The sequence below is a fragment of the Thermococcus sp. Bubb.Bath genome, from assembly GCF_012027595.1.
Taxonomy (GTDB): domain Archaea; phylum Methanobacteriota_B; class Thermococci; order Thermococcales; family Thermococcaceae; genus Thermococcus.
Genome location: NZ_SNUR01000001.1, coordinates 422,519 through 437,975, shown reverse-complemented (window position 1 = coordinate 437,975; position 15,457 = coordinate 422,519). Strand labels below are relative to the sequence as shown.

The 15,457-nt window shown below is 52.9% G+C and carries 15 protein-coding genes; 5 read left to right on the top strand and 10 right to left on the bottom strand.

Translation table 11 applies throughout. The annotated features are described in order from the left end of the window. Nucleotides 1-35: 35 nt before the first annotated feature. From E3E29_RS02375 to E3E29_RS02360, 4 genes are all read right to left on the bottom strand, one after another. Nucleotides 36-263 carry a hypothetical protein gene (locus E3E29_RS02375; protein ID WP_167909320.1) on the bottom strand — a complete coding sequence of 76 codons (228 nt, stop codon included), beginning with the start codon at nucleotides 261-263 and terminating at the stop codon, nucleotides 36-38. Then, nucleotides 250-420: a hypothetical protein gene (locus tag E3E29_RS02370; protein WP_167909319.1), complete on the bottom strand. Its 171-nt coding sequence runs from the start codon at nucleotides 418-420 to the stop codon at nucleotides 250-252. Before E3E29_RS02370 ends, E3E29_RS02375 begins: the two co-directional genes overlap by 14 nt. Before the next feature lie 90 nt (nucleotides 421-510). Further along, entirely contained in the window at nucleotides 511-1,074 is a 564-nt protein-coding gene (locus E3E29_RS02365) for an NYN domain-containing protein (RefSeq protein WP_167909318.1), read from the bottom strand. A gap of 150 nt (nucleotides 1,075-1,224) precedes the next feature. Next, nucleotides 1,225-3,891: a valine--tRNA ligase gene (locus tag E3E29_RS02360; RefSeq protein WP_167909824.1), complete on the bottom strand. Its 2,667-nt coding sequence runs from the start codon at nucleotides 3,889-3,891 to the stop codon at nucleotides 1,225-1,227. Between the two features lie 366 nt (nucleotides 3,892-4,257). Between E3E29_RS02360 and E3E29_RS02355 the strand changes: the two genes are divergently transcribed. Then, nucleotides 4,258-5,517 carry a radical SAM protein gene (locus E3E29_RS02355; RefSeq protein ID WP_167909317.1) on the top strand — a complete coding sequence of 420 codons (1,260 nt, stop codon included), beginning with the start codon at nucleotides 4,258-4,260 and terminating at the stop codon, nucleotides 5,515-5,517. A gap of 135 nt (nucleotides 5,518-5,652) precedes the next feature. On the opposite strand, the gene E3E29_RS11740 is transcribed toward E3E29_RS02355, so the two are convergent. Continuing rightward, nucleotides 5,653-5,904: a hypothetical protein gene (locus tag E3E29_RS11740; protein WP_240922730.1), complete on the bottom strand. Its 252-nt coding sequence runs from the start codon at nucleotides 5,902-5,904 to the stop codon at nucleotides 5,653-5,655. A 37-nt stretch (nucleotides 5,905-5,941) separates the two neighbouring features. Here E3E29_RS11740 and E3E29_RS02350 point away from each other — a divergent pair, with 37 nt between their 5' ends. Further along, entirely contained in the window at nucleotides 5,942-7,954 is a 2,013-nt protein-coding gene (locus E3E29_RS02350) for an alpha-amylase family glycosyl hydrolase (RefSeq protein ID WP_342764649.1), read from the top strand. Nucleotides 7,955-7,978: 24 nt separating this feature from the next. On the opposite strand, the gene E3E29_RS02345 is transcribed toward E3E29_RS02350, so the two are convergent. Together E3E29_RS02345 and E3E29_RS02340 are read right to left on the bottom strand one after the other, a co-directional pair. Further along, nucleotides 7,979-8,536, bottom strand: coding sequence for a stage II sporulation protein M (locus tag E3E29_RS02345; protein WP_167909316.1), 558 nt, complete (start codon nucleotides 8,534-8,536; stop codon nucleotides 7,979-7,981). Beyond that, nucleotides 8,537-8,818, bottom strand: a complete 282-nt coding sequence (locus tag E3E29_RS02340; protein WP_167909822.1) for a lipoate protein ligase C-terminal domain-containing protein — start codon at nucleotides 8,816-8,818, stop codon at nucleotides 8,537-8,539. 72 nt (nucleotides 8,819-8,890) lie between these two features. On the opposite strand from E3E29_RS02340, the gene E3E29_RS02335 reads away from it, so the two are divergent. Then, nucleotides 8,891-10,819, top strand: a complete 1,929-nt coding sequence (locus tag E3E29_RS02335) for an arginine--tRNA ligase (protein WP_167909315.1) — start codon at nucleotides 8,891-8,893, stop codon at nucleotides 10,817-10,819. Here E3E29_RS02335 and E3E29_RS02330 read toward each other — a convergent pair whose 3' ends face one another. From E3E29_RS02330 to E3E29_RS02320, 3 genes are all read right to left on the bottom strand, one after another. Then, the gene (locus E3E29_RS02330; protein ID WP_167909314.1) at nucleotides 10,820-11,896 is read right to left on the bottom strand and encodes an ATP-binding protein; all 1,077 of its coding nucleotides are present in this window, start codon (nucleotides 11,894-11,896) and stop codon (nucleotides 10,820-10,822) included. A 145-nt stretch (nucleotides 11,897-12,041) separates the two neighbouring features. Beyond that, nucleotides 12,042-13,289 (bottom strand): peptide chain release factor aRF-1, encoded by a 1,248-nt coding sequence (gene prf1 / locus E3E29_RS02325; RefSeq protein ID WP_167909313.1) that lies wholly within the window; start codon nucleotides 13,287-13,289, stop codon nucleotides 12,042-12,044. Between the two features lie 91 nt (nucleotides 13,290-13,380). After that, nucleotides 13,381-13,596 (bottom strand): ArsR family transcriptional regulator, encoded by a 216-nt coding sequence (locus tag E3E29_RS02320; protein ID WP_167909312.1) that lies wholly within the window; start codon nucleotides 13,594-13,596, stop codon nucleotides 13,381-13,383. A gap of 110 nt (nucleotides 13,597-13,706) precedes the next feature. Here E3E29_RS02320 and rlmD point away from each other — a divergent pair, with 110 nt between their 5' ends. Then, the gene (gene rlmD, locus E3E29_RS02315; protein ID WP_167909311.1) at nucleotides 13,707-14,987 is read left to right on the top strand and encodes a 23S rRNA (uracil(1939)-C(5))-methyltransferase RlmD; all 1,281 of its coding nucleotides are present in this window, start codon (nucleotides 13,707-13,709) and stop codon (nucleotides 14,985-14,987) included. Between the two features lie 43 nt (nucleotides 14,988-15,030). Continuing rightward, a complete protein-coding gene (gene lrpA / locus E3E29_RS02310) occupies nucleotides 15,031-15,456 on the top strand; it encodes an HTH-type transcriptional regulator LrpA (RefSeq protein ID WP_167909310.1) in 426 nt (141 codons plus the stop codon). Nucleotide 15,457: the final 1 nt, after the last annotated feature.

Below are 15,457 nucleotides of genomic sequence, written 5' to 3'. Positions count from 1 at the left end.
CGAACGGAAGGGTTCATCGATGATTATCTCTGGAGCTATTGACTTTTCTGTTCACTTTTTTCTTTTACGAGGTACTTGTCCATCACCCTCTTTGCCTCCTCGTCGTTCCAGCTCCCGCCGAGGAGCCTGTTCTCGGCTATGTATCCGGCAAGTTTAATCGCCAGCGTCATGTTCTCCTCGTAGAGCTCGTACATCTTGAAGTTGAGGGACGCCTCCCTCTTGGAGAGTTCCAGGAGTCGTTGCCTTAGATCATTCTCTTCCATTGTTCCCACCCTTTAGCTTCTCGTTCTCTATTTTCAGCTCCTTAATAGCCCTGTTAAGGATCTCGTTATCACGTTTCATCTCCTCGTATTTCGCCTCCATGCGTTTTAGGAGGCTTTCTATCTCTTCAATCCTCTTTCTGAGAATCTCCTCTTCCAATTTCTACACCCCCATAAAGTGAACGAAGTGACGTAAAAATTTAGCGGGATGAATGTTATAAGAGAAGGCCGCGATGTTGTGCTACAACTGTTAGTGCAACTCACATTGATTTATAAGATCCTCCGTTATTTCTTCCGCCTCATCAACCGTACCCAGAAGCTCATCCGAGGAGCTTTTACGTGAATAGTACAGCTTCACTATCACACCTGCATCTTTTGCTGCTTTGACAGCAGGCACAAAGTCATTATCTCCGGCTACCAATACAGCAATTTTTATGTGGCCCGCCCAGCTAAGACGGACGAGATCAACTGCAAGCTGAACATCGACTCCTTTTTGAGCAAAATACTCCTTTCCCTCCGCAGTATATCTCTTGACAGTCTTTCCTGTAACTACCTCAAAACGTTCTAACCGATCGATTGAGTGGAAAAACCGCATTGCTTTTCGGTACCTTTCCTTTTCTTCTGAGGTCGGGGGGCTACTCTGATACGGTGAGGCATTGTAGTAATATGTCCTCAACCGCTTCCCGGGGCATATGACTTCAGACAACTTTAGAAAGTCTATGCGCGTCCCACCAAACTCATCTTTCAGGACTTTAGCAAGATAACCCCCATCAATAAAAACTGCACACCATTCAGAAGACAAGTCTGAATTCACAAAACCACCCCAACAATATTATCTGCCGTCCCCAGGACAACATGCCCCAGGGACGACAGCGGGCATATTCCTATTAAGTAGCTCTTTGAGACGATTTATAACCTTTCCGGTGAATGGGATCCTCTATTAAGGGACAATGAAATAAAAAGTTCAGAAGAAGAGCACTACCGCATCCCCAACAACCGCCGTCTCGACCTCTTCTCCCTCGCTGAAGACGGCTTTTCTGAGCACGATGTCGTCCTTCGTCAGCTCGACCTTCTGACCATCGACCTCGAACTCGACCTTTCCGCCCTCCTTGAGGGCCTTTGCAACCTCTTCCGCGTTCTCCTTGAGGTAAGCGGTGATCTTCGGCACGAGCTTTCCATACTTCGGCCCGACGGTCTTGAAGTTCGGCTTTATCTCGGTGATGCGCTCCTCAAGCTCAGGTTCGCCCCCGATGATCTCGAGCTTCTCGATGTTCATGGTTCCCGCGATGCCCTTCTCTATGGTTTTGAGCTTCTCGTAAGAATCTGTGGCGTAGATGGCAACGTGCTTGAGCTTGGCGTTGAGCGACAGGCCGTGGCCGTTCTTGTAGCGCCTCATGACGCCGACTATCTCCCTCGCCAGCTCTCCGAGCTTCTCGGCCTCTTCGTCTATCCTGCCCTGGTCGTACTTTGGCCATTCGAGTAGGTGGACGCTCTTGGCACCGACGTGCTCCTTGAACATCTCCTGGTAGAGCTCCTCTGTGATGTGCGGCGTGAGCGGGGCGAGCAGGAGCATCACGTTGTAGAGCAGCTCGTAGAGGGCAGCTTTGGCCCTGAGCTTGCTCTCCCCGTCGTCCCCGTAGAGCCTGTACTTGATCATCTCAATGTAGTCGTCCGCAACCTCGTGCCAGACGAAGTTTATCAGTTCCCTGGTGAGCAGGTTGAAGCGGTACTTCTCCATTTCTTCAGTTGCGAACTTAATCAGGCGGTGGAGCCTGCTGAGTATCCAGCGGTCTAGAGGCTCAAGCTCCTCCGGCGCATTAGCAGGATCAAAGCCCTCGAGATGTCTCTCGGCGAAGCGGTAGATGTTCCAGACCTTCTGAAGGAAGCGGTAGTTGTAATCAACTGTCTCCCACTTGAACGGGTGGTCCTCCCCGGGCGGTGCCAAAGCTGTCCAGAGCCTGAGAGCGTCGGCGCCGTACTTTGGTATAACCTCATCGGGAGCAACCACGTTGCCGTAGCTCTTGCTCATCTTCCTTCCGTCTGGTCCGGCCACCATACCGTTGATTAGGATGTCATCCCAGGGCTTCTCGCCGGTGAGGACCCACGTCCGGAATATTGTGTAGAACGCCCACGTCCTTATGATGTCCGTTCCCTGGGGCCTGAGTGCTGTCGGGAAGTTGTGCTCGAACCAGCGCTTGCCTTCCTCGTCTCCTCTGATCGCGTCGTACCAGCGGCTTATCATGAGGGCGCTCATACTCGAATCCACCCAGCAGTCGAGGACGTCAGTTACCGGCTTCGGCTCACTTCCGTCCGAGCACTTCCTCGGCGGCCTGTCAAAGCGCGGGTCGACCGGTAAATCTTCCTCGTTCGGCAGGATTACCTCACCGTTATCGCAGACCCAGAACGGGATGGGCGTTCCGAAAACCCTCTGCCTGCTTATAACCCAGTCCCAGTCCATTGACTCCGCCCAGTCTTTGAGGCGGAGGAACATGTCTGGCGGATACCAGTTGATTTTCTCAGCCACTTTAACTATCTCGTCGGTGAAGTCCTTCACCTTGATGAACCACTGTTTCCTGGGCAGGAGCTCAATCGGGGCCATACAGGAGCTCCTCTCGGTGTGACGGAGAACCCTGTGGTGTATCTTCTTCCTGTCGTAGAGGAGGCCCATCTTCTCAAGGTCTTCGGCGATCTTCTTTCTGGCTTCCTCGGTCTTGAGCCCCTTGTATGGCCCGGCGTTCTCGTTCATTGTCCCGTCTTCGTTTATGGCTATGATGACCGGAAGGTTGTAGCGCTTCTGCCAGACGACGTCCTGCTCGTCGCCGTAGGTACAGTTGTAAACGGCACCGGTTCCGAACTCGGGGTCAACGTCCCCGTCGGCTATAACTGGCACTTCCCTCTCGAATATTGGGAGCTTCACCTTCTTGCCGACCACATCTTTGTAGCGCTCGTCCTCGGGGTGGACAAAGACCGCAACACAGGCGGGCATGAGTTCCGGCCTGGTGGTGGCTATAGGCACGTGGCCGCTTCCATCGGCGAGCGGGAGCTTGATGTAGTAGAGGAAGCCATCTTCCTCAACGTAACCTACTTCGGCCTTCGCCAAACTCGTCCTGCAGCGCGGGCACCAGTAAACTGGATGCTCGTCGCGGTAGAGCATTCCCTTCTTGTAGAACTCGATGAGGGACTTTTGAACTGCCGCCTTATACCAGTCGTCCATCGTGTGGTACTCCAGCTCCCAGTCGGCGGAGTAGCCTATCCTTATGAACTGATTTCTCATAGCTTCTATGGCCTGCCAGGTCCACTCTATACACTTCTGGAGGAACTTCTCTGGCTGGTCCTTGCTTATGCCGAACTCCTTCTCGACCTTAAGCTCGGTCGGGAGGCCGTGGTTGTCAAAGCCCTGCGGGAAGAGCACGTTGTAACCGGTCATCCTCTTGTAGCGGGCCACGATGTCGATCCAGGTGTGGCTGAGCACGTGACCGAGGTGCAGCGTTCCGCTCGTGAACGGTGGGGGAGTGTCTATAGCGTAGCTCGGCCTCTTTTCGTCCAGCTCGTATTTATAAATCCGTTCGTCCAGCCAGAACTTCTGCCATTTCGGCTCAATCTCGTTGGGGTTGTAGGTTTTAGGAAGCATGGGCATCACCTTTTCGGTTTTTTGAAGATGAGATACCCTCAGAAGGGTGGCTTAAAAATCTTAGCCGCGGTGGTGCTGGAGTTAGGACTAACCCAAAAGGGCGGAACGCCTGGAGTTCAGGGCTTGAAATCGGTGTTACGGTGGACGATAGGCACCACCAGGGTATAGACATGGGCAGGGGTTTAAAAATTTTGGGGTAGCCCTGATCCAGCAGAAAGAGTGCATTAATCACTAAAAACATTATTAAGTAAGTAAATAATTGTTTAAGACTTGTTTTTGTTTTGTGAAGCTGCCGGGAAGAACGCAGAACATCAGGATTATTTATCCATCGGCGGATTTTTAAAACGCTATCGAGACCCCCATACCATGATAGAGGTTTCCCTTCCCCACGTGAGCTTTGAGGACAACGGCGAGAGCGTAAGGCTGGTGTGGCGAGAGACACTTTACGCTGACTTCGACAAGAAGGAGCTCGCAAGAGCCCTCAAGAGGAAATACCGAATAAAACCCGAGCTCATTGTGAAGGACGGAAGGCTCTTCATTGATACCGATTATCCCGGAATCGAGAAGTATCTTGCCATCTACATCCAGAACAACCTTGGGGCGCTCCTCAGGAACAGGTACACGAACAGAAAAGTCCTCTATATCCACGAGGACCTCGACGTTCCCCTCCTCGGCTACAATGCCTTCGGTCTAATTGACAGGGGGACGAACCTAATACAGATACGCGGTGTGAGTGGCTGCAACTTAAGCTGTGTCTTCTGCTCCGTTGATGAGGGGCCGTATTCAAGGACGAGGAAGCTGGATTACGTTGTGGACGTGGATTATTTGATGAAGTGGTTCGATGAGGTGGCAAGGATAAAGGGAAAAGGACTGGAAGCCCACCTCGACGGTCAGGGTGAGCCGCTCATCTACCCCTTCCACGTTGAGCTCGTGCAGGCGCTCAAAGATCATCCAAACGTTTCAGTAATCTCGATGCAGAGCAACGGGACGCTCCTGAACGACAAACTCGTTGAGGAGCTGGCAGAGGCGGGTCTGGATAGAGTAAACCTCTCAATTCACTCCCTCGACCCCGACAAAGCGAAGATGCTCATGGGAATGAAGAACTACGATTTGGAGCACGTTCTAGACATGGCGAAAGCACTTGTAAACGCGGGAGTGGACGTCCTAATAGCGCCCGTCATAATCTTTGGCGTGAACGACGACGAGGCAGAGGCGTTCATAGAGTTCGCGAGAAAAATCGGTGCTGGAAAGCGCTGGCCCGCCCTAGGCTTCCAGAACTATGTTCCCTACAAGTTCGGCAGGAACCCCACGATAGCGAAGGTTAAGCCTTTTAGGGAGTTCTACACCTGGCTCCGTTCGCTGGAGGAGAAAACGGGCATGAAACCCCTAGTTCTCAAACCCAAACACTTTGGAATGGAGAAGAGGGAGTTCATCCCGCTGGCATTCAGGCCGGGGGAAATAGTCAAGGCGGAGATAGTCCTGCCCGGTAGGATAGAAGGCGAGATGATAGCCAAGGCCAGGAACAGGCTGATAGAGGTTATAAACACGAGGGCCGAAGTGGGTGACAGGGTTAGGGTCAGGATAGTTAGGACGAGGCACGGGATATACATAGGGACCGAGGTTTAGGGCAAACTTTAATACCCCCAACTTGTATTCACTGTAGGTGATACATGTGCGAAAGGCATTTCTCCTTGTCGTGACGTTCCTTCTGATAGCGAGTGTTTTTGCCGCCGGTTGTCTGGGCGGCAGTGGAGAGCAGGCTCAAACATCCACGCAGAGCCAACACCCCACGACTACTTCCACCACGACCTCTGAACTTAGCCAAACAGGTACTTCAACCTCTACCAACTCTATGGGAACAACCACCACAACATCCGAAACAAAGACACCTTCAAGCACTTCTACGACTTCCACAACTTCATCGCCCTCAACGCTAACAGCGACCACGTCAACGACCTTTACAGGAGAAACCGAGTTCGGTCTTCTTGAGAGGTACTCGAAGATATACGTCAACTCCTCAGGTTCGTCATGCCCAACGGGTAAAGTCCCTGTGGAGTTCGTCTACACTCCAAAGAACTCGACGCCGAAGATAGTCAGCGTTAGGGGCTCCTTCAACGACTGGGGTCAGTGGTATATGAGGAAGACCCCCAACGGTACCTGGGTTCTCAAGACCTGCCTAAAGCCTGGAACGTACCAGTACAAGTTCTTCATCGACGGCAACTGGGTTAAAGACATGTCCAAGGTCGATCCCACTGCCAACGGCTACGCGGACGATGGATACGGGGGCAAGAATGCAGTTAAGGTCGTTAGGGGCTCTTCAGCCATCTCCGTGGAATTCAACCCTGGAAATCCAGCCTATTTATCTATCGCGGACAACAGAACCGTACTGCGGTTCCAGGTTGGCAGGGGACTTATCGAGAACGCCACTCTTGTCACCAACGTTGGAACATTTCCGATGGAGAGGCAAGTCTGGTGGGACTCCGGCGAGGTGTGGCGGGCTGAGGTTCCCGCAGAGGAGCCCTTTGAATACTACTTCACAGTTCAGGCAAACGAGTCAAGTTACGCAGTTCTCAACAGCAAGGGTGAGCCGTTCTTCAGGTTCGATGGAAAGGACACCTTCCCACAGCTCCAGTGGGTTAGTGTTGGCGTTGGTTATCAGATATTCCCCGACAGGTTCTACAATGGAAACAGGAGCAACGATGTCCTTGCCCTCGACCACGACGAACTTGTCCTGAATCAGGTCAACCCAGGAAAGCCAATCCTCTCCAACTGGAGCGACCCAATAACACCCCTCCACTGCTGCCACCAGTACTTCGGCGGGGACATCGCGGGAATCACGCAGAAGCTCGACTACCTGCAGTCCCTCGGCGTTACCTTAATCTACCTGAACCCCATCTCCCTCTCTGGAAGCGCTCACGGCTACGATCCATACGACTACTACAAAATAGACCCCAAGTTCGGAACCGATGCGGAGCTGAGAACATTCATAAACGAGGCCCACAAGAGGGGGATCAGGGTTATCTTCGACTTCGTGCCCGACCATACTGGCATAGGCCACTGGGCGTTCCTCGACGTCTGGAAGAGGGGCAACCAGAGCCCCTACTGGGACTGGTACTTCATTAAGAAGTGGCCCTTCAAGCTCGGCGATGGGAGAGCCTACACCGGCTGGTGGGGGATAGGGAGTCTCCCGAAGCTCAACACAGCCAACCCGGAGGTGAAGGAGTATCTTATGAACGCAACGCTAAAGTGGCTTGACTTTGGCTTCGACGGCTTCAGGGTTGACGTTCCAAACGATTTGGTGAACGCGGACGAGTTCTTCCGCGAGCTCAGGGAGAGGGTGAAAGGGAAGCACCCCAACGCTTACATGGTTGGCGAAATCTGGACCCTCTCACCGGATTGGGTGGATGGAACCAAGTTCGACTCCCTGATGAACTACGCCCTGGGAAGGGACATCCTTCTGCCCTACGCAAGGGGCTCCCTGAGTGGAAAGAGCACCATGAACCTCCTTGGGGAGTACTACGCGGCCTACGGAGAGAACGTCGTTGCGATGGGATTTAACCTCGTGGATTCCCACGACACCTCAAGGGTTCTAACGGACCTTGGAGGAGGAAAGCTCGGTGACGAACCCAGCCCAGAGGCCATCCAGAGGCAGAAACTCCTCTCAGCCCTCCTCTACACCCTTCCAGGTATGCCAATAACCTTCCAGGGCGACGAGTGTGCATTTTTAGGGGACAAATCCCACTACGACGAGCAGCGCTACCCCATCCAGTGGGACAAGTGCAATGAGGACATGCTCAATCACTACCGCTCACTGGCAGAGCTGAGGAAGAGCGTTCCAGCTCTAACGAGCAGTAAAATAGAGTTCTACAGAGCTCAGGGAGGGGTTATCTCATTCTTTAGGGGGCACGAAAACGGGGTGCTCGTCATAGCCAACAACGGCGAGCAAACGGACTTCACACTTCCAGCGGGGACATGGAGGGAAGTGTGGCCGGAGAAAGGAAAGAAGTTCCAGGGGAGCATTGAAATTCCCGCGGTTTCTCTGATTGTTCTTGAGAGGGGTTAATCCCTCCCCAATTTTCTACCTTTCTCATTTAATCCCCGCAAGCTGCGGGGTTATGAACGCCTCAATGAAGGCCGCCAGGAGGAGCATCCCTATTGAGATGGCGTAGAGCTTGAGGGATTTCATAGCCATCTCCTTCCCGCCACCCCGGAGCAGGGCCTTATAAAGGAGGACGCCGGAGGTTGCCGCCAGTAGTATCGCCGGTATCTCGATGATTCCATGGGGCAGGATTGCAAGGAGCACCCTCTGAACGCTGATAGCCCCTGAGTGAACAAGGTACGTGGTCACAACGCCCAGCATCAGCCCGTTAAACGCGACGATGAGAACGGGGACTATCCCGAACAGGACTCCGAGGGCGTAGGCTGTGGTGGCGGCCCCGGCGTTGTTGAAGAAGATGCCCACAAAGAGACGGAACCCAAAGGAATCCCTGCCCACCTTGCTAAGGAGGGTTTTTGCAATTTCTGCGGTGAACTTTCCAGCGAGGTCAGGACTGAGATAGACCACGATGGCGCCTACCAGGGTGAACCCAAGGAATATAGCGGTCATTACGAGGAATATCCTCCAAACCTGCCCCTTTCCTCTCATTCAATCACTTCCCAAGGCCTTCTTCAGCGCTATTTTGAAGTCCTCAACGTTGATGTAGGGCATCTCAACGTCCATCCTCATCGCGAAGAACTCGTCCATCAGGGCTTCGAGCTCGTCAACACGGTGTTCCTCCAGCTCCTGTTCCAGCTCGTGGACGACCTCCTCCGGATGCATGAAGAAGTCGCCGGTAATCCTGACGTGCTCCACAACGCCGTTCTCCTCGTCGAACTCTATTCTGATGAGGCCCTTCCTAGCCTTGTGCTCGCCGACGCGGTGCTTCATCCCACTCACCCCCAGAGTAAATTCGCGGGAGAAGTTTTTAAAGGTTGGGCCCAAGTGGGGCCGGTGGTGTAAATGGGCTATGCTGAAGTTAAGAAACATGTAAAGCTCATCCTTAAGGAAACGCTTGATGAAATGCTCAAAGAAGCGGAAAAAGAATGGAAGGGCGAGATAATCTTCGACGAGACGCCAAGCATCGAGCTGGGCGACTTTGCAACTACGGTATCTTTCCAGCTGGCGAGGGTCTTCAGGAAGGCCCCAAAGCTCATAGCAGAGAAGATAGTCGAGAGACTGAAGAAGAGGCTTCCGGAGGAAGTAGCGGACGTTAAGGCCGTGAACGGCTACATAAACTTCTACCTCGACTACGACAAGTTTGGAAGGGAGCTCGTTGGGGAGATACTCGAAAAGGGGCCGAACTACGGCAAGAGCGAAATCGGAGCGGGGAAAAAGGTCATCGTCGAGCACACCTCCGTGAACCCGACAAAACCGCTCCACATGGGGCACGCGAGGAACTCCGTTCTCGGTGACACAATGGCGAGGATAATGCGCAAGCTCGGCTACACCGTCGAGGTCCAGAACTACATAGACGACCTCGGCGTTCAGTTCGCCCAAGTTCTATGGGGCTACCTCAACCTGAAGGAGGAGTTTGAGAGGATTGAAGCGGAGCTCCGGGGGAAGGGCCTGAAGGAGGACTTCATAGACCACGTAATGGGCCTGCTCTATGTCGAGGTGAACAAGCGCATAGAGACAAATCCTGAGGTTGAGGGGGAAGTCCGCGAGCTGATGAAGAAGCTCGAAGAGGGGGACAACGAGATAGCTGAGATTGGAAGGAAGCTTGCCGAGCGCGTTGTTAGGGCACAGATGCTGACGACCTACCGCATGGGGATAACCTACGACCTCCTAAGCTGGGAGAGCGACATAATGAAGAGCGGCATCTTTGGAGAGGCCTACGGACTTATAGAGAAGAACGAGAACTTCTTCTGGGCGACGGAGGGTAAGTATAAAGGAACCTTCGTGATGGACCTGAGGAAGCTCTTCCCCGACATGAAGAACCCGTTCCTGGTGCTCAAGAGGAGCGACGGGACGGCAACTTACACGGGCAAGGACATAGCCTACCACCTCTGGAAGTTTGGCAAGGTAAAGGCTGACATGCTCTACAAGCCCTGGGACAAGAGAGAGAACCACGAGACGTGGACGACGGCCCTCGATGGAAAAGAGATGCCCGGAAAGTTCGGAGGGGCGGATATAGTCATCAATGTCATCGGTGCAGAGCAGAAGCACCCGCAGATGGCGGTAAAGTACGCTCTCCAGCTCCTTGGCTTCGAGGATCCCGCCGAGAACTTCCACCACCTCGCCTACGAGCACGTTGTAAGACCGGAGGGTTCGTTCTCTGGAAGGAAGGGGACGTGGGTCGGCTTCACCGTCGATGAGGTTCTCAACGAGGCGGTTCAGAGGGCGAGGGAGCTGGTCGAGCAGAAGAACCCGAGCCTGACGGACGAGGAGAAGGACGAGATAGCTGAAGCGGTGGGAGTTGGAGCCGTCCGGTATAACCTCATCAAGTACAGCCCGGACAAGATAATCACATTCCGCTGGGACGATGTGCTGAACTTCGAGGGGGACAGCGCGCCCTACCTCCAGTACGCCCACGCCCGCTGTGCATCAATCCTCAGGAAGGCCGGAGAGAGCGGGGTAGAAACGGAGTGGAAGGCCCTGTTTGAGAAGGCCAACTTCTCAAAGCTCACCAGCAGGGAGAAGGAGCTCATCAAGCTCCTCGCGAAGTTCCCAGAGGTCATCCAGAGCGCCGGCAGGGACGTCAAGCCGCACCTCGTTCCATCCTATCTCAACGACCTGGCTTCGCTTTTCAACAAGTTCTACATGGACCACCCGGTGCTCAAGGCTGAGGAGGGCATCGTCGAGGAACGGCTGCTCCTCGTGCTGGCCACCAAGCAGGTTCTCAGGAACGCCCTGGAGCTCCTCGGCATCGAGGCACCGGAGAGGATGTAACTATCCCTCTCTCATCACTTTTTCCACAACGGGGTCTACCATCAAATAGCGGCCGTTCTCCTTCTTTATCCAGCCCATCTTCTCCAGGTTTACGAGAAGGCTGTTTAGGCGTGCGTTGGTCACCGGGCCCCCCTTGGCTTCCACGTAGTCCTTTATCTTAGACCACCTTGAAAGTCCAATTGAAATTGCCTCTAAAATCAAAGCGTAGCGAGGGGAGCGTTTTTCCAGCTCAAAAAGCTCTTCCTTTATCATTGCCCTTGCTCTGTTCAGGGTCGCTTCAATAGCCTTCTCAAAGCTTCCCTTTTTCCAGTAGTTGAAGCCGAACTCCACGAGCCACCCGGGGATTCCGTCAAGGTTGTCCACTGCCCTCTTTATCTCTTCTTCAGGAACTTTAAGTTCAACCTCCTCAAAGCCCTCCCGTAGGAACTCCTCTGAGAGCTTCCGGGGGAACGGTTTTACCTCAATTTCCTCTGATATTCTGCCGTAGAGAGGGCTTGAATAGTCATCAATTCCAACGAAGTCGTGAAGGAGGCCCACCTCGGAACCTGTAAACACGAAGCCAATGTTTGGGAGTGAATCGTAGGCGTAAGCCACTCCAGCGAGGAAGTCTTTACCCCCTCTGGAGCCAAAAAAGCGGAGGTATTGCGCCTCGTCAAAGGCAACGACGACCTTTTTTCCGGTTTTTCTGCCGAGTTGCTCCATCCCGTCCAGGAGGTCAACCCACGTTGATTCACGGGGTTTTAAGTGCAGGCCGGCAAGATTCACCTTCTCAACCTTGATTCCCCTAAGAAAACCAACCCTGCCCTTTCCAAGGAGTATCCTTGTTATCTCGTCAACGAGCACGGCTGAGCTTATGCTGCCGCTACCGGCAGAATATAGGCGGCGGGTATCGATGTAGATCCCAATACCGGGATATTCGTTCAGGGCAACTTTCAGCAGGGAGCTTTTTCCAACCCGTCTGATTCCTATTATAAGGCTTATAGGATACTCACGCATTCCGTTGAGTATGCTCTCCAGTTCTTTGTCTCTGTCAAAAATCTCTTCCCTCCTCTCCTTAGGCCTTGGATCAAACAGCATTTGGTATCGCCCCCGATACTAGGTATCGCCCCCGATACTTAAGGGTTTCTACCAACGACACAAAGTCCGTTTCAAAAGCTTAGGCAAGGAATTGTTACGGCTAAATGGGTTGGTTTAAAAGAAGAAAAGAGGCTTACAAACAACATCACTGAATCTTGTACCTCAAAAAGGCGGCGATTCCACCGAAGGCCTTGTAGAACTGCTGGCCCTCCTCCGTGTCAAGGGATATGACCTCAACGTTCGAGCCAGCTTCCTCTGCCATCTTTATGAGCTCCTCGGCCACGTCCCACTTCTCGAAGCTGATGTTCTGGCTGCCGCACTTCGGGCAGTGGGTAAGTCTCTTCTTGTAAACGTGGAATTCCCCCTCACTCATGGTCTTTACCTCTTCCCAGCCACAGTTGTTACAGTGGGCTTTGACGCGAACCCTGTCGTAGCCCTCGCTGATGAGGAGGGTATCGACCGCCCCGAGCTCAAGGGCCTTTCTAACTTCTTTCTCACCGTAGGTTATCATTCCCGTGTCCTTAACGAGGTGCCTGAAAAAATCCTGAATGAGGTGGCGCTCCTTGATGGCCTCATGATCCTTCAGTATGTCGCTCGCCTTCTCCACCAGCTCCTTGAGGCCGTACTCGCCGCTGTAGCTTATATCCACGACGCCGATTATCTTCTTCTGGAGTTCGTGGTGGAGGTAGCCCTTCTCGACGAACTCCTCCTTGGTCGGGCCCGGACCACCGATGATTATGCCTCTAAGCTCTCCCTTCTCAAGGAGCGGGAGGAAAGCGTTGTTCGCGTGCTCCGCTATTCTCTTCATGAACTCGTGGGTCTCCTGCTCCCTAATGCGCTCGTAACGCCTCGCCGACTGACCACCGGCGCGGGTCTTTCCTGGGACGGTGGAGTGGAGGTCGTCTATAAGCTCTATTCTCTTTCCTCGGAGGAGCCCGATGGTGGCGTCGTTCTTCTCGACGGTTATGAGGCCGTAGGCGTCTTTAACGCGGAGCATCTCCTCAAGGGGTTCCGTGACAAAGGTCTGGTCACATCGATAGAGCCTCACCTTCAGCGGCTCAGGGGGGACTATCGCCCAGAGTCTTATATCACTCACGCCCTCCTGCTCGCTGACGTTTCCAACGAAGAGAGCCAGACCATTCTCAGGTGTCTGCTTGTAGAGTTTAAGGTGCTGCATTGCCCTTTCCAGTGCCCCAAGAACGTTCTTTCGCGTCGATTTGCTCTTGATGTTCTGTGCCGTTCCGTACTCCTCTCGCAGCTGCTGCATGACCTTGTTGATATCGTAACCGTCCGGGACGTAGAGGCTTACAAGCTCAGTGGCTCGACCTCGATATTCCTTCAACTCCTCGACCTTCTTTTTGAGCTCATACATTTCCGCTGACTTGTGAGACATGAGAATCACCTCCAGATTGCTCTCGCCGAAAATGGCACGAAATGGGAATTTATAAACCTTTGGAGAAAACGGGAAGAGAAAGGAGAGGGGGCTAAACGTAATCGTCAATGGTCTTTGCCCTTACCATTATACTGGCTTTTTCGCGGCCGTAGAATACTTCAACAAGGCCGTCGGACTCAAGCTTCTTCAGCGTTGATAGAAGTGCCGGCATGGGGGTTTCGAGCTCTGAGCTCAAGTGCTGAAGGGCCACAGCCCGCTTTTTGGTTGCCAGAACCTTATACACCATGTCCTTTCTCCTGCCGAGCATCCGGGAAACACCACTATAATCTACGCCTCAACATAAATAAACTTTGCTGGACAAAACTTGGCAGTGTGACGACCGTAAGATTTTATAAAGGTTTCTGAGAACGGCCCCAGATGACGGCGAGAACAAGGATTGAACGATTGGACGAGGATGGACTTGGGGTAGCCCCTCTCGGAAAAAGGCAGACTAGAGTGCCATTTACAGCCCCCGGAGACGTTGTCGTGGTGAATAAAACGCGCAGAAAGAAGAGAAAGCTCATTGCAACAGAGTTCGAAGTCCTGGAACCTTCAAAGATGAGGATCGAGCCCAAGTGTCCCTATTTCGGTCGCTGCGGGGGCTGCTTGCTCCAGCATCTCCCATACGAGGAGCAGATTCGTTTCAAGGAGGCAAAACTTAACTCTATCTTGGGTATGAATGTTGAAGTTGTCCCCTCTCCAAAGATTTTTAGACATAGAAATCGCATTGATATTGTCATTTCAACAAAAGGCATCGGCTTTAGAAGATACGGAACATGGTGGGATGTAGTCGATATAGAGGAGTGCCCGGTTTTTGGGCCGTCCTCTCAAAAGGTCTTGCGCTCCGTTAGGGAGTTCATAGCAGAGGAAAAGCCCACACTATACGAGATAGGGAAGAACACGGGTTTTCTGAGGTACGTTGTAATAAGGGAGGGCAAGTTCACCGGCGACCTCATGGTGAACCTCGTAACGTCCCAGGGAGATCTCCCGGAGGACTTCCCAGAGTACTTTGAATACGCTGATTCCATTTACTGGAGCGTCAACAGAACCCAGAGCGATGTCTCCTACGGGGATGTCGAGAGGTTCTGGGGAAAGGAGTACATAACTGAGGAGCTCGATGGTGTAAGGTACCTCATCCACCCCAACAGCTTCTTTCAGACCAATAGCTATCAGGCGGTCAACCTCCTTAAGGAAGTCGCGGCCCTTGTGGACGGAGAGAGAGTTTTTGATCTGTACTCCGGCGTGGGAACCTTCGGGATATACGTGGCCAAAGGGGGGGCCTCCGTAGAGGGGATTGAGGTGAACCCATTCGCCGTCGAGATGGCACGAAAGAACGCCGAGTTCAACGGGGTAGAAGCTAAGTTTGAAGTTGGGGAGGATAGGGACGTAAAAGACCTATCCAAATACGACACCGTGATAGTGGATCCTCCAAGGGGCGGTCTCCATCCGCGGCTGCGCAGAAGGCTCCTCCGCGATGGACCCGAAAACCTTATTTACGTATCGTGCAATCCGAAGACGCTTACAAACGATTTGAAAGAGCTTAAGGAGGGGTATCATGTCGAGAACGTGCGCGGTTTCGACATGTTTCCCCACACTCCCCACGTCGAAGTGGTGGTCGGTTTAAGACGTTTGAAAAAAGGAACCATTAAGTTAATATAGGGTTACGTCGTAGTTTGAAATCAGATAGATGGAGGTGGGGAATTTGCTTGATGAGAGGGATAAGGTAATAATTGACATGCTAACAAAGGACGCCAGAACGCCCTTCACCGAGATAGCGAAGGTACTCGGCATTAGCGAGACAGCCGTCAGGAAGCGCGTGAAGGCCCTTGAAGAGGCTGGGGTTATAAAGCAGTACACAGTCGTCATAGACCCCTCCAGACTCGGATACAACCTGGTCAGCCTGACAGGGGTGGATACCCTTCCAGAGAAGATATTTGAGGTTGCTGAAAAGCTCAAGGAGTTCGAGTTCGTTAGGAACCTCTACCTGACGAGCGGAGACCACATGATAATGACGGAGATATGGGCCAAGAACGGGGAGGACCTCTCCGACATAATATCAAACAAAATAGGCAAGATACCCGGCGTTACAAAGGTATGCCCCGCCATAATCCTGGAAAGACTCAAGTGAA